Consider the following 11705-nt stretch of genomic DNA (forward strand, 5'->3'; position numbering starts at 1 on the left):
TTGCGCAGGGCTGAGAGCGATGAGGAAGCCGATCACGAGCTGCGGCACGAGCGAGCCGACCACCCAGAGCACGGAGTTCCACGCCACGGTCGGGAACGCCGGGTCCCGGAAGACGGCGAGGAAGTTGTCGATGCCGACGAACGGGGTCGACGTGAGGTCCCACAGGTTCCAGTCGTGGAACGCCATGCGGGCGCCCTGCAGCATCGGCCAGTACGTGAACCAGCAGACGAAGACGATCGCCGGCGCGAGGAACGCCAGCAGGGTGAGCGCAGTGCGACCCCGGAACGGCCGACGACGCGATGCCGGGGAGGCCCCGCCGGCGGTGCCGACGGAGCCCCCTTCACGGATGGTGCGGGCCACGGATCAACCCTTCTCCGCGGCGTACTTCTCGGTCCAGAACGCGTCCCACGAGGCGAGGAGGTCCTTCGTGGACATGTTGCCGAGCAGCACGCTCTGCACGTCCTGGTCGGACTTCTGGATCCACTCGGTCCACCAGCTCACCCCGCGCGGCTGACGCACGTTGACGTACGTCTCCGGGTCTTCGGTCATGGTGACGTAGCTCGTCCAGGGGCCGGTCGAGTAGAACTCGTCGTCCGCGGCGGCCGCGATGATCGGGACGAGGCTGTTCGCCTGCGCGAACTCGGTGGCGGGCTCGGCCGACGACAGGAACTCGACGAGCTTGACCGCCGCCTCCTTGTGCTCGCTGTTCTCCGCGACACCCCAGCCGGCGACGGCGAGGGGCTGTGCGGCCTTGCCGGACGGGCCGACGAGCAGCGGGGCGGTGTCCCACTGGTCTTCGGTCAGCGAGGAGTCCTGCACCGTCGCGATGACCTCCGGGTCCTGCAGCAGGAACGCGGTGGTGCCGTTGGTGAACCCGGCGACCATCTCGGGGTAGCCCCAGGAGACGGCGGACGGCGGCGAAGCCTCTTTGAACAGGTCGAAGTAGTCGTCGACCGCCTCCTGGGCCTCGGGAGCGGCGAAGATCGTCGAGCCGTCCTCCATGAGGAACGCGTCCTCCGTGTCGAGGCCGTCGATCGTGTAGGCCTCGATCGCCGCGACGACGTTGCTGTTGGCGTTCTGGCCGCCGCGGAAGGCGTAGCCGTAGATGTTGTTCGACGGGTCCTGGATGGCGGACGCCTGCTCCAGCAGGTCCTTCCAGCTGTGCGGCGGGCCGTCGAAGCCGGCCTGCTCGACGAGGTCCGTGCGGTAGAAGAGCGACAGGCCGTAGAAGCCGTAGGGGACGAAGTAGCTCTTGCCGTCCTCCGCGACCGATGCCGACTGCGCGTTCTCGGTCAGGGCGTCCCAGCCGTCCCACTTCTTCAGATCGTCGCCCAGGTCGTACAGCCAGCCGTTGTTCGCGAACGGCCCGACGGTGATGTCGCGCACCTCGAGCACGTCGACGCCCTTGCCGGACTGCAGCATCTGCTGGATCTTCTGGTCGGCCTGCTCGGTGGGCGGGGAGACCAGGGTGACGGTGATGTCGGGGTTGTCCTTCTCGAACTCGTCGAGCAGTCCGCGGAGGAGCTCGGTGCGCGCCGGGTTCGTCAGGCTCTCGACCATCTGGAGTGTGACGCTGCCGTCGCGCCGGACGAGCCGGAGCCTCCGGAGCATCCGGTGAGTGCGAGGACGGCGACGGTGCCGACTCCGGCTGCGGTCGTCAAGATCTTGTTCTCACGATGTGCCTCTCGGTGGGGGTGGGTGGGTGTTCGGGTGGGTCGTGCGGGAGGTGATGCGGGTCAGGGGAGGATGAGGGCGTCCGCGGGGCGGATGCCGGCGCGGCGCAGGATCGCCGGGACGCAGCGCTCGACGAACGCCTCGACGTCGGCGGCCTCGGTGTACAGGTGCGCGGAGAGGCGGAAGTAGCCGACGCCGCGGAAGCTCGTGAACGCGGTCTCCACGCCGACCTCGTCGAGGAGGTCCATGCGCAGCGCGTCGGCCTCCTCGCGGGTGGCGCCGAGGCCGAGCGGCAGCCGGATGAGGCGCATGGACGGCACCGGTGAGGGGAGCGGGGTCAGCGGGTCCTCGTCGCCGAACGGGCGCAGGGCCTCGGCGATGAGCTCGGCCCCCGCGTCGGCGCGCGCGGCCATGGCTTCGCGGGCGGCCGCCCATCCGAACTCGGCCTCGATGAATTCGATCGCGGTGGGGGTGGCGAGGTACGTCGTGGCGTCGATCGTGCCTTGCGTGTCGAAGCGCTCGGGGTACGGCTCGCGCGCGGCCCAGGAGTCGATCAGCGGCCAGAGCTCGTCGCGGTCGGGGGCGGTGGTGACCAGGAGGGCGGAGCCGCGCGGGGCGCAGGGCCACTTGTGCATGTTGCCGAACCACCAGTCGCCGCCGGCGACGGCCGCCGCGTCCGGGATGAGGCCGGGGGCGTGGGCGCCGTCGACCAGGGTGCGCACGCCGCGCTCGGCCGCGAGGTCGGCGATGCGGCGGGTCGGCAGCAGGCGAGCCGTGGGCGAGGTGATCTGGTCGACGACGAGCAGCCGCGTGCGCGGGGTGAGGGCGTCGGCGAACAGCTCCACGATCTCGTCGTCATCGGCGAGCAGAGGCAGGGCGACCGTGCGGACGGCGGCGCCGAACCGGCGGGCGAGGCGCTCGGCTCCCATGGTGATGGCCCCGTAGCCCTGGTCGGTGACGAGGATCTCGTCGCCCCTCTCGAGCTGGAGGGCGTTGTAGATGACGGTGGCCGCGGCGGAGGCGTTGGGCACGAACACGCTGTCCTCCGCGCGGGCGCCGACGAACGGAGCCGTCCGCTGCCTCGCTTCCTGCACGCGCTCCGCGATGCGCGGGAACCACTCCACGGGGCTCAGGTCGGCACGGCGGCGCAGGGCGTCCTGATGGGCGACCACCACCGACGGCACCGCCCCGAAGGACCCGTGGTTGAGGTGGATCACGGTCGGGTCGAGCGGCCAGGCGTCGCGCGCCCGCAGGCCGGAGTTCAGCGTGAGCGGAGCGGGGAACTGCGGAGCGGGCATCGGACCTCATCGGTGAGTGGGGGCGAGTTGTTGCACAACTTTGCCACACGCCTTCGGTTTTGGCTACGAAAGCGCGAAGATGAAACATAGTTGTCATACGAGTTTGCGGCCGCCGGTGTGTCCGACAGACTTCACGAGGGGGTGGGGGAGTGGCGGAGAGGATGACGATGAGCGCACTCGACACGGCGCTGCACGGGCTGCGGGCCCTCATCGCCGACGGCGCTCTGCGCCCCGGCGACCGGCTGCCGAGCGAGGGAGAGCTCTGCGAACGGCTCGGCGTCTCACGGGGATCGCTCCGTGAGGCCATCCGGACTCTCGCCGCGCTCGGCGTGCTGGAGACGCGGCACGGCTCCGGGAGCTACGTCAGCGAGCTCCGCGCGGCCGATCTCATCGGCAGTCTCTCGCTCACGGTCGGGCTGCTGCCGATGGCGGGGGTGCTGGAGCTGACGGAGCTCCGACGGGTGCTCGAGCCGCATGCGGCGGCGCTCGCCGCGGCCCGCATCGACGAGGACACGGTGGCCGCACTCGACGAGGTGCTCACGGAGATCGAGTCGACGACGGACTTCGAGGCGCAGTCCCGCCTCGACCACGAGTTCCACATGGCCATCTCCTCGGTCGCGGGCAACGAGGCCCTGACCAGCCTGATCGACGTGCTGCGCTCCCGTTCCCGGGCCTACCGGATATCCGACCCCGAGGACGCCGCGGAGCTCAAGATCCACTCCGATGCCGGTCACCGCGCGATCCTGCGCGGCCTCGCCGCCGCGGATCCGGTGGCAGCCTCCGCCGCCGCGTCCGCCCACGTCGCCTACACCGAGTACTGGGTGCGGCGATACTCCGGCCTCTGACTGCGTTCGAATCGCGCGATCGGTCCCATCCGGCGGCCGGATAGAGCCATTCAGGCGATTCGAACGGGGTCAGCCGAGGGTGATGTCGACCTGGATCTCCGACGCGAGGCGCTCGAGGTCGGCGCGCAGGGCGTCGAGGTCGACCGTCGGCGGGACCTTCGCGATCACCGAGGCCTCGAACAGTCGCCCGCCGGCCATCGCGGCCTCCCGGGTCTCGGTCGTGAGCTCCTCGATGCTCAGGGCGTGCGCGTTCAGCACCGCCGACACCTCCCGCACGATGCCGGGGCGGTCGTTGCCGAGCACCTGCATCACGATCAGCTGCTCCTCGTCCTCCGACGGCCCCGGCGTGCCGGTGAGCACCGACAGCGTGAGCAGCCCCTGGCCCTGGATCGCCCGGAGCGCGGTCTCGAGCTCCCCCGTGCGCTCCGTCGGCACGGACACCTCGATGACACCCGCGAACGTGCCGGCGAGTTCGGCGAGGGAGCTGTTCTCCCAGTTGCCGCCGTGGGCATCGACGACATCGGCGACGGCGGCCACGAGGCCAGGACGATCGGCACCCGCGACGGTGAGGATGAGTGTGGTCATGGGGTCAGCGTAACCCGGGGATCACTCCGCCCAGACCCCGGTCTCCAGGAACCGCTCCAGCCGCGCACGGTGCGGGGCGAGGGTCCCACCCCTGCTGCGCCACCCACTCGTCGGAGTAGTACGTGCCGGCGTAGCGCACACCGCTGTCGCAGATGAGGGTCACGACGCTGCCGGTCTCGCCGGCGGCACGCATCCGGGCGATGAGCTGGAACGCGCCGTAGAGGTTCGTGCCGGTGGAGCCGCCCGCCCAGTGCAGGGTGCGCTCGCGGAGGAGGCGGATCGCGGCGATGGAGCCCGCGTCCGGCACCTGGATCATCTCGTCGATCACGGACGGCACGAACGAGGCCTCCACCCGCGGCCGCCCGATGCCCTCGATGCGGCTCGGGCGTCCCGCCGGCGGGTCGACCGTGCCCGCCCAGCCGTCGTAGAAGGCCGAGCCCTCGGGGTCGACGACGGCGATCCGGGTGTCATGGCGGCGGTACTTCACATAGCGGCCGAACGTGGCGCTGGTGCCGCCGGTGCCGGCGCCCGTGACGATCCAGCGGGGGATCGGATGCCGCTCCTGGGCGAGCTGGCTGAACACGCTCTCGGCGATGTTGTTGTTGCCGCGCCAGTCGGTGGCGCGCTCCGCGAAGGTGAACTGGTCGAGGTAGTGCCCGGTGCAGTCCGCCGCCAGGCGCTGGGCCTCCGACGACATGTCCTCCGGGCGGTCGACGAAGTGGCAGGTTCCGCCGTAGAACTCGATGAGGTCGATCTTCTCCTGCACCGTCGACCGGGGCACGACGGTGATGAACTTCAGCCCCAGCATGCGGGCGAAGTAGGCCTCCGACACCGCGGTCGATCCGCTCGAGGACTCCACGAGGGTCGTGTCCTCACGGATGCGCCCGTTGACGAGCCCGTAGAGGAGGAGGGAGCGCGCGAGGCGGTGCTTGAGCGAGCCGGTCGGGTGCACCGACTCGTCCTTGAGGTAGAGGTCGATGCCCCACTCCGCGGCAGCGGGAACAGGTGCAGGTGTGTGTCGGCGCTGCGGTTGGCATCGGCTTCCAGCAGGGCGATCGCGGTGCTGGTCCAGTCGCTCATGCCTCGAGCGTACCGGGGCCGCTGTCAGCCCACCGTGCCCGCGGGGGGAGGCGCCGCCCGATCCGTCCACGTGCATCAACGACGCCTGGGACTGCTCCTGCTGGAGCTGGAACTCGAAGCGCGAGCGGTCGCCGCGGTGGTACGCGATGAAGTACTCGATCGGCACGCCGTCCTCACTGCGGCTGATGCTGCGCAGGCGGAGGAGGGCGGAGCCGGCGCTCACACCGAGGTGCTGAGCCTGCTCGTGCGTGGCGACCGTCGCCTCGGCCGAGCGGACGCCGTGCGTGGCGATGATGCCGTGGTCGGCGAGCAGCCGTACAGCGACGCCTCGGTGAGATCCGCGCCGAGCGTCACCGCCCCCACCGCCTCGGGCATCCACGTGGTCGAGAGCGACCAGGGCTCGCCGTCCACGTGTCGCAGCCGCTCCAGCACGATCACCGGCGATCCGACCGGCACCTCCAGGGCCAGGGCGACCTCCTCGTCCGCGACGGTCTGCTCGTGGCGGAGGACGTCGCTGTGCACATGGCCGCCGCGCCGCTCGACGTCGTCGTACAGCCCGACGAGTGTGTGCACGAGACTCTCGCTCGTGCGCGGGGCGGGAGACGAACGTGCCCCTTGCCCTTCACGCGCTCGACGAGTCCCTCGTGCTCGAGCTGCGCCAACGCCTGCCGAACGACCGTGCGGGAGATGCCGTAGCGCTCGCACAGCCGGTGCTCGCCGGGAAGAGGATCGCCCGGCTGCAGACCGTCGCGGGCGATGCCGTCGATGATGAGCTGCCGGAGCTGGTCGTACATGGGCGCCGCGCTGTGGCGGTCGATGGCGTCCTCGATGAGGGACATCAGTACGCCACCCCCGCGTGCAGGATCACGTTCGCGTACGGGGTGAACTCCCCGGAGCGCACGAAGGCGCGGGCGGCGTGCGTGCGCCGCTTGAACTCGACGTGCGGGACCAGCTCGATCTCGAACCCCGCATCGGCGAAGCGCTCGCGCAGGGCGTCGAGCACCTCCGGGCTCTTCTCGGCGACCTCGGCCGACACCGTCGCGCCCTCGACGACGAGCTCCGCGAGCACCGTGTCGAGCACGTCGAGGAAGGGCGTGGGGCGCCGGGGCGGTAGGCGAGGTCGATGCGCTCGGCGCCCGGCGGGATCGGCAGCCCGGCATCGGTCACGACGATCAGATCGTTGTGCCCGGTCTCGCTGATGACGCGGGAGAGCGCGGGGTTGATCGTGGTCGAGGTCTTGCGCATCGTGTGCTCCTGGTTCAGTTCGCGACGGGGGCCGCGGTGCGCGCGGCGAGGAAGGCCTCGACGTCGGCGCGGTGGGGGAGGCTGGGCGAGGCCCCCTGCTTCGTGACGGTGAGGGCGCCCGCGGCGGTCGCCAGCCGCACGCATCGGTGAGGGCCGCTCCGCTCGCGAGCGCGGCGCCGAGGTAGCCGGCATAGGCGTCGCCCGCGGCGGGTGGTGTCGACGGCCTCCACGGGGAACGGCGGGACGACGGTGGCGCCCTCGGCGGTGACGACGCACGACCCCTGTCCGGCCAGCGTGATGACCGCGGCGCCCACACCCTGCTCCAGGAACCAGTGTCCGGCGCGTTCGGCGGAAGCGGCGTCGGTCACCTGGATGCCGCTGATGAGCGATGCCTCGGTCTCGTTCGGGGTGACGATGTCGATGCTCCGCCAGATCTCCGCTGCCAGCTCCGCCGCCGGTGCCGGATCGAGGATCACGGTCATGCCGTGCTCGCGTCCCCGGGCGGTGATGTGGGCGGTCAGGGCGGACGGGGTCTCGAGCTGGGTGAGCAGCACCGAGGTCGTGGGGGCGAGCGCTGCGAGGGGCCTCGTCGATCTGCTCGGTGCTCAGGGCGGCGTTCGCGAGCGGCACCATGACGATGTCGTTCTGCGCGGAGGCGTCGACGCGGATGTGCGCGATGCCGGTGGGGGCCCGGGACGGTGCGCAGGGTGCGCGAGGTCGACGCCGGCGGCGGTGAGACCGTCCCACCACGAGGTCGTGGAACAGGTCGTCGCCGACGCAGCCGACGAAGCTCGTGCGGGCGCCGGAGCGTCCCGCCGCGACGGCCTGGTTCGCGCCCTTGCCGCCGAGCATCAGCGTGAACTCGTCGCCGAGGATGGTCTCGCCGCGGGCCGGGAGCCGCTGGGAGAAGGTCGTGACGTCGGCCGTCACGCTGCCGACGATGACGACGCCGGAAGCGGTCGCCGGGGTGTGCGGGTGTCATCTCGCTCCTGATCCTCCTCGACAGCGCGGGACTCCCGGTCTTTGACAAGGTTCGGGAGCTGTCATTACATTAGCCGAAGCCCCACCTGTAACGACAGGTTGCCCGCGAGGAGACCCCGATGACCGCGATCGCGCCCCGCCTGTACGTCGACAGCGCCGACACCGACCGTGTCGCGCGGCTGCTCTCCGCGGGGGTCGTGCACGGTGTCACGACGAACCCCACGATCCTCGAGCGTGGCGGGCGGACGGCTGGGGAGATCCCCGACCTCTACGCCCGCTGGGTCGAGGAGGGCGCCCGGGAGGTGTTCTTCCAGACGTGGGGGTGGTGACACCGCCTCCTTCCTCCGGAACGCGGAGGGCATCCGCGCGCTCGGCGACCGCGTCGCGGTGAAGGTGCCCGCGACCGCAGCCGGGTTCGCCGCCGCTTCCGCCCTCATCCGTGACGGGGCCACGGTCCTCGTCACGGCGGTCTACTCCGTCGCGCAGGCGCTCACGTGCGCTTCGATCGGTGCCCAGTACATCGCGCCCTACCTCGGGCGCATGCGCGACGCGGGCATGGACGGCGACGCCCTCATCGCACGGATGCAGGAGATGTGCGCGGGCAGCGCCTCCAACGTCCTCGCCGCGTCGCTGCGGACGGCCGATGACATCACCGGGCTGCGCGCTGCCGGCGTCCCCTACTTCACCGCCGCGCCCGACGTGCTCGACCAGGTGCTGTTCCACGAGGTCAGCGACAACTCGGCGGCCGAGTTCGACGCCGCGATGGAGCGTCTCGGCGCCTGACGGGTCAGGCCGAGGCAGCCTGCCGCAACCACCGCTCGACACCCGCGATGTGGGCCGTGGCGAGGGAGGTGGCCAGTGCCGAGTCGCGCTGGGCGATGGCGTCGGCGATGGCGCGGTGCTCCGACAGGGTGCGCTCCACGGCGCCGCCCTCCGTGAGCCCCCGCCACACCCGGGCCCGGACCGTCTGGCTGCTCAGGTGCTCGATGAGGCTCGCGAGGTAGGCGTTGCCCGCCATGCCCACGATCTCGCGGTGGAAGCGGATGTCGTGGTCGACGAGCTCCTCGATGCCGACGGAGGCGTCGACGGCCTCCACCTCATCCTGCAGGGCCGCGATCGCCTCGTCCGTGCCCAGGGTCGCCGCGAGCCCGGTGGCCTGCGATTCGAGCATCCGGCGGACGGCGAACATCTCCAGCATCGAGTCGTCGTCGTGCATGTCCACGACGAACGCGATCGCCTCCAGCAGCAGGTGCGGCTCCAGGCTCGTGACATAGGTGCCGTCACCACGACGGACGTCGAGCACGCGGATGACCTCCAGCGCCTTGACCGCTTCGCGCATCGAGTTGCGGGAGAGGCCGAGGCGCTCGGAGAGCTCCTTCTCCGGGGGCAGGCGATCGCCGGGGGCCAGTTCGCCCGACACGATCATCGCCTTGATCTTCTCGATCGCCTCGTCCCGTCACTGCCATGGCGCTCATCCTCGCACAACATCCGATGTCTGCGGCAGGATGGGGGCATGCGCATCCTCGACTCGCACCTGCACCTGTGGGACCCGGAGGCCCTCGGGTACACGTGGCTCGAGGGACCGCTCGCGCGGCGCTTCGCTGCCGGCGAGTTCGAGCAGGCGCGGGTGGAGCGGGCCACGGACGAGCGGGCCGTGTTCGTGCAGGCCGAGACCGCCGAGGACGACTTCCTCGCGGAGGTGCGGTGGGTGGCAGGGCAGGCGGAACGACTCGGGGTGGTCGGCATCGTCGCCGGCGCTCGGCTCGATCGCGGCACCGACACCACGGTGCACCTGGAGAGCCTCACCGCGGAGCCCCTCGTGGTCGGCGTGCGTCATCTGCTGCAGGGGGAGCCGGACGGCATGATGCTCTCGTCGGCCTTCATCTCCGGGGCCCGCGAGGTCGCGGCGCACGGGTGGACCTTCGACGCGTGCGTGCGTGCCGCGCAGCTCCCCGACGTCGCACGACTGTCCGGCGCGATCCCCGAGCTGCGGATCGTGCTCGATCACCTCGGCAAGCCGGAGGTCGGGACGGCTTCTGCTCCGCGCACGCCCTCCGTGGAGTGGGAGCGCGACCTCGCCGAGCTGGCGCGACACCCCGGGGTGTTCTGCAAGGTGTCCGGACTGCCCGCGGAGGCCGGAGGGGACTGGAGCCTCGCGCAGCTCGAACCCTTCCTCGACACGGCGGCCGACGTCTTCGGTCCCCGAGCGCCTGATGTGGGGGAGCGACTGGCCCGTGTCGGCGGTCGGCCCCGCGGTACCGGACGATCCCCGCGCTTCCGCCGACGGCTCTCCGGTGTATCAGCCGTCAGCACGCAGGCCGCTGGGCCGACGCCGTGGCGGCCTGGGCCACGTCCCGCGGCATCGATCACGACGCCCTCTTCCACGCCACCGCCACCTCCGTCTACTCCCTCTAACCCCCCCCGCCCCCCTTTCGCGGGCGGGTGCAATATGCCACCTCCGGAGCCCCTTCCAGGCCCGCTTCTGATCCCGGGACGGGGGGTGCCGTGCCGCTCACGGTCGTCCCGGCGGGGCGCCTCGTGGCGTGCCGGATGGGAAACGACCCGCGGCAGCCGCATCGAGGAGCGATTCTGATCCCGTCCGCGCGGCGAGGCGGTGTGCGGGATGGGAAAGGAGCCTGCGGGACGGATGGGGGAGCGGTTCTGATCCCGAACGGCGGGGGCGGGCGAGAAGCGCACGGCGTGCAGAAAGCGCGTGGCGTGCAGAAGCGCGTGGCGCGCAGACAGCGTGCGGTGTGCGGGATGAGAAAGGGCGTGCTGGGCGCGGTGGAGGAGCCATTCTGATCCCGCCCGCGTGGGTGCTCGTGTGCGGGATGAGGAAGGGCGTGCGGGGCGGGATGAGGGAGCGGGATTGATCCCGGCTGGACCGGGACGGGAGGGGACGGGGACGGGACGGAGGGCCCGGGGACGGGGACGGCCCGGGGTCTCGCGGGGAGACACCGGGCCGTCGGAGAAGACCGGGGTCACTCGGGGCGGAGGCGGAGCTGCGCCATCCCCCCGTCGACCTCGATGAAGGTGCCCGTGGTGGAGCCCGCGGCGGGACTCACGAGGTAGGCCACCGCGGCGGCGACCTCGTCGGGGCTCACGAGTCGTCCGTGGGGCTGTCGTGCCTCCAACGCGGCCCCGCTCGGCGGCGGGGTCGGCCGCGGAGTCGAGCAGTCGTCCGACCCACGGCGTGTCCGCCGTGCCGGGGTTGACCGCATTGACGCGGATGCCCTCGCGCAGATGATCGGCGGCCATCGCGCGAGTCAGCGCCGACACGGCCCCCTTCGACGCGGAGTACAGCGCCCGCTGCGGGAGCCCGGTGGTCGAGGCGATCGAGGCCGTGTTGCATACGGCGGCGGCGGGGGACTTCCGCAGCCACGGCAGTGCCGCCGACGTCACCCGAGCGATGCCCGTGACGTTGATGGAGAGGACGCGCGCCCACTCGTCGTCGTCGTTCGCGGCGATGTCGCCCTGTGCGCCGACGCCGGCGTTGTTGACGACGATGTCGATGCGGCCGAAGCACTCGGCGACGGCGGTCGACGGCGGCGTCCACGCTCGCGCGGTCGGAGACGTCGGCGGTGAACGCGGCGAACGCTCGTCGGCGTGCGTGGTGTCACGATCGAGGACCGCGACGGTGACCCCATCCGCATGCAGACGGTCGGCGATCGCCGCGCCGATGCCGGAGGCTCCTCCGGTGACGATGGCCACGAGGCCTTCCGCGTCGGTTCCCTGAGTTCGAAGGGTCACTTCTCTGCCTCCCATGCGACGAAGTCCTGGCGCTGGCGGCCGAGGCCGTCGATCTCGATCTCCACCACGTCGCCCGCGGCCAGGTAGGGGTACGTGCCGGACAGGGCCACGCCCTGCGGGGGTGCCGGTGAGGATCAGGTCACCGGGCTCGAGCGTGACGTACTGCGACAGGTGGTGCACGATCTGCTCGACCGTGAAGATCATGTCGCTCGTGTTCGAGTCCTGCCGCGGCTCGCCGTTCACGAAG

The 11705-nt window shown here is 71.4% G+C and carries 13 protein-coding genes and 6 pseudogenes; 4 read left to right on the forward strand and 15 right to left on the reverse strand.

All coding sequences use genetic code 11. The features are described 5' to 3' along the window. The 3 genes from AB1285_RS24625 to AB1285_RS24635 all read right to left on the reverse strand — a co-directional run. A partial coding sequence (locus tag AB1285_RS24625) for a carbohydrate ABC transporter permease (RefSeq protein WP_429978080.1) occupies positions 1-360 on the reverse strand: 360 nt, incomplete at its 3' end. 3 nt (positions 361-363) lie between these two features. Then, on the reverse strand, positions 364-1611 hold the full coding sequence (locus AB1285_RS24630; RefSeq protein ID WP_429978082.1) for an ABC transporter substrate-binding protein: 1248 nt from the start codon (positions 1609-1611) through the stop codon (positions 364-366). Positions 1612-1736: 125 nt separating this feature from the next. After that, positions 1737-2972, reverse strand: coding sequence for an aminotransferase class V-fold PLP-dependent enzyme (locus AB1285_RS24635; protein ID WP_429977409.1), 1236 nt, complete (start codon positions 2970-2972; stop codon positions 1737-1739). A 167-nt stretch (positions 2973-3139) separates the two neighbouring features. On the opposite strand from AB1285_RS24635, the gene AB1285_RS24640 reads away from it, so the two are divergent. Further along, positions 3140-3817: a FadR/GntR family transcriptional regulator gene (locus tag AB1285_RS24640; protein ID WP_085605550.1), complete on the forward strand. Its 678-nt coding sequence runs from the start codon at positions 3140-3142 to the stop codon at positions 3815-3817. Positions 3818-3886: 69 nt separating this feature from the next. Here AB1285_RS24640 and AB1285_RS24645 read toward each other — a convergent pair whose 3' ends face one another. From AB1285_RS24645 to AB1285_RS24680, 8 genes and pseudogenes are all read right to left on the reverse strand, one after another. Beyond that, a complete protein-coding gene (locus AB1285_RS24645; RefSeq protein ID WP_187662533.1) occupies positions 3887-4402 on the reverse strand; it encodes a glycine cleavage system protein R in 516 nt (171 codons plus the stop codon). 21 nt (positions 4403-4423) lie between these two features. After that, a pseudogene (locus AB1285_RS24650) lies at positions 4424-5482 on the reverse strand (PLP-dependent cysteine synthase family protein). Positions 5483-5666: 184 nt separating this feature from the next. After that, a pseudogene (locus AB1285_RS24655) lies at positions 5667-6004 on the reverse strand (GntR family transcriptional regulator); the annotation flags it as partial. Then, positions 5917-6321 (reverse strand): GntR family transcriptional regulator, encoded by a 405-nt coding sequence (locus AB1285_RS24660; RefSeq protein WP_429978084.1) that lies wholly within the window; start codon positions 6319-6321, stop codon positions 5917-5919. The pseudogene AB1285_RS24655 and the gene AB1285_RS24660, both read right to left, overlap by 88 nt. Then, positions 6321-6563, reverse strand: coding sequence for an RbsD/FucU domain-containing protein (locus tag AB1285_RS24665; protein WP_429978086.1), 243 nt, complete (start codon positions 6561-6563; stop codon positions 6321-6323). The genes AB1285_RS24660 and AB1285_RS24665 overlap by 1 nt, the downstream gene beginning before the upstream one ends. A gap of 68 nt (positions 6564-6631) precedes the next feature. After that, positions 6632-6727, reverse strand: a pseudogene (locus AB1285_RS24670) (RbsD/FucU domain-containing protein); the annotation flags it as partial. A gap of 14 nt (positions 6728-6741) precedes the next feature. Beyond that, entirely contained in the window at positions 6742-7281 is a 540-nt protein-coding gene (locus AB1285_RS24675; RefSeq protein ID WP_429978087.1) for a PfkB family carbohydrate kinase, read from the reverse strand. A 94-nt stretch (positions 7282-7375) separates the two neighbouring features. Next, a pseudogene (locus tag AB1285_RS24680) lies at positions 7376-7657 on the reverse strand (PfkB family carbohydrate kinase); the annotation flags it as partial. A gap of 170 nt (positions 7658-7827) precedes the next feature. On the opposite strand from AB1285_RS24680, the gene AB1285_RS24685 reads away from it, so the two are divergent. Both AB1285_RS24685 and AB1285_RS24690 read left to right on the forward strand, forming a co-directional pair. Next, the gene (locus tag AB1285_RS24685; protein WP_429978088.1) at positions 7828-8037 is read left to right on the forward strand and encodes a hypothetical protein; all 210 of its coding nucleotides are present in this window, start codon (positions 7828-7830) and stop codon (positions 8035-8037) included. After that, a complete protein-coding gene (locus AB1285_RS24690) occupies positions 7943-8491 on the forward strand; it encodes a transaldolase family protein (RefSeq protein ID WP_429978089.1) in 549 nt (182 codons plus the stop codon). Before AB1285_RS24685 ends, AB1285_RS24690 begins: the two co-directional genes overlap by 95 nt. Positions 8492-8495: 4 nt before the next feature. Here the strand turns inward: AB1285_RS24690 and AB1285_RS24695 are convergent, their stop codons facing one another. Continuing rightward, positions 8496-9152, reverse strand: coding sequence for a FadR/GntR family transcriptional regulator (locus tag AB1285_RS24695; RefSeq protein ID WP_429978092.1), 657 nt, complete (start codon positions 9150-9152; stop codon positions 8496-8498). 69 nt (positions 9153-9221) lie between these two features. Here AB1285_RS24695 and AB1285_RS24700 point away from each other — a divergent pair, with 69 nt between their 5' ends. Continuing rightward, positions 9222-10301, forward strand: a complete 1080-nt coding sequence (locus AB1285_RS24700) for an amidohydrolase family protein (protein WP_429978090.1) — start codon at positions 9222-9224, stop codon at positions 10299-10301. Positions 10302-10689: 388 nt separating this feature from the next. On the opposite strand, the gene AB1285_RS24705 is transcribed toward AB1285_RS24700, so the two are convergent. From AB1285_RS24705 to AB1285_RS24715, 3 genes and pseudogenes are all read right to left on the reverse strand, one after another. Then, positions 10690-10812: an SDR family oxidoreductase gene (locus tag AB1285_RS24705; protein ID WP_429978091.1), complete on the reverse strand. Its 123-nt coding sequence runs from the start codon at positions 10810-10812 to the stop codon at positions 10690-10692. A 127-nt stretch (positions 10813-10939) separates the two neighbouring features. Continuing rightward, a pseudogene (locus tag AB1285_RS24710) lies at positions 10940-11473 on the reverse strand (SDR family NAD(P)-dependent oxidoreductase); the annotation flags it as partial. Further along, positions 11455-11705 (reverse strand): annotated as a pseudogene (locus AB1285_RS24715) (fumarylacetoacetate hydrolase family protein); the annotation flags it as partial. The pseudogenes AB1285_RS24715 and AB1285_RS24710, both read right to left, overlap by 19 nt.

It is taken from the genome of Microbacterium sp. NRRL B-14842 (assembly GCF_050470785.1).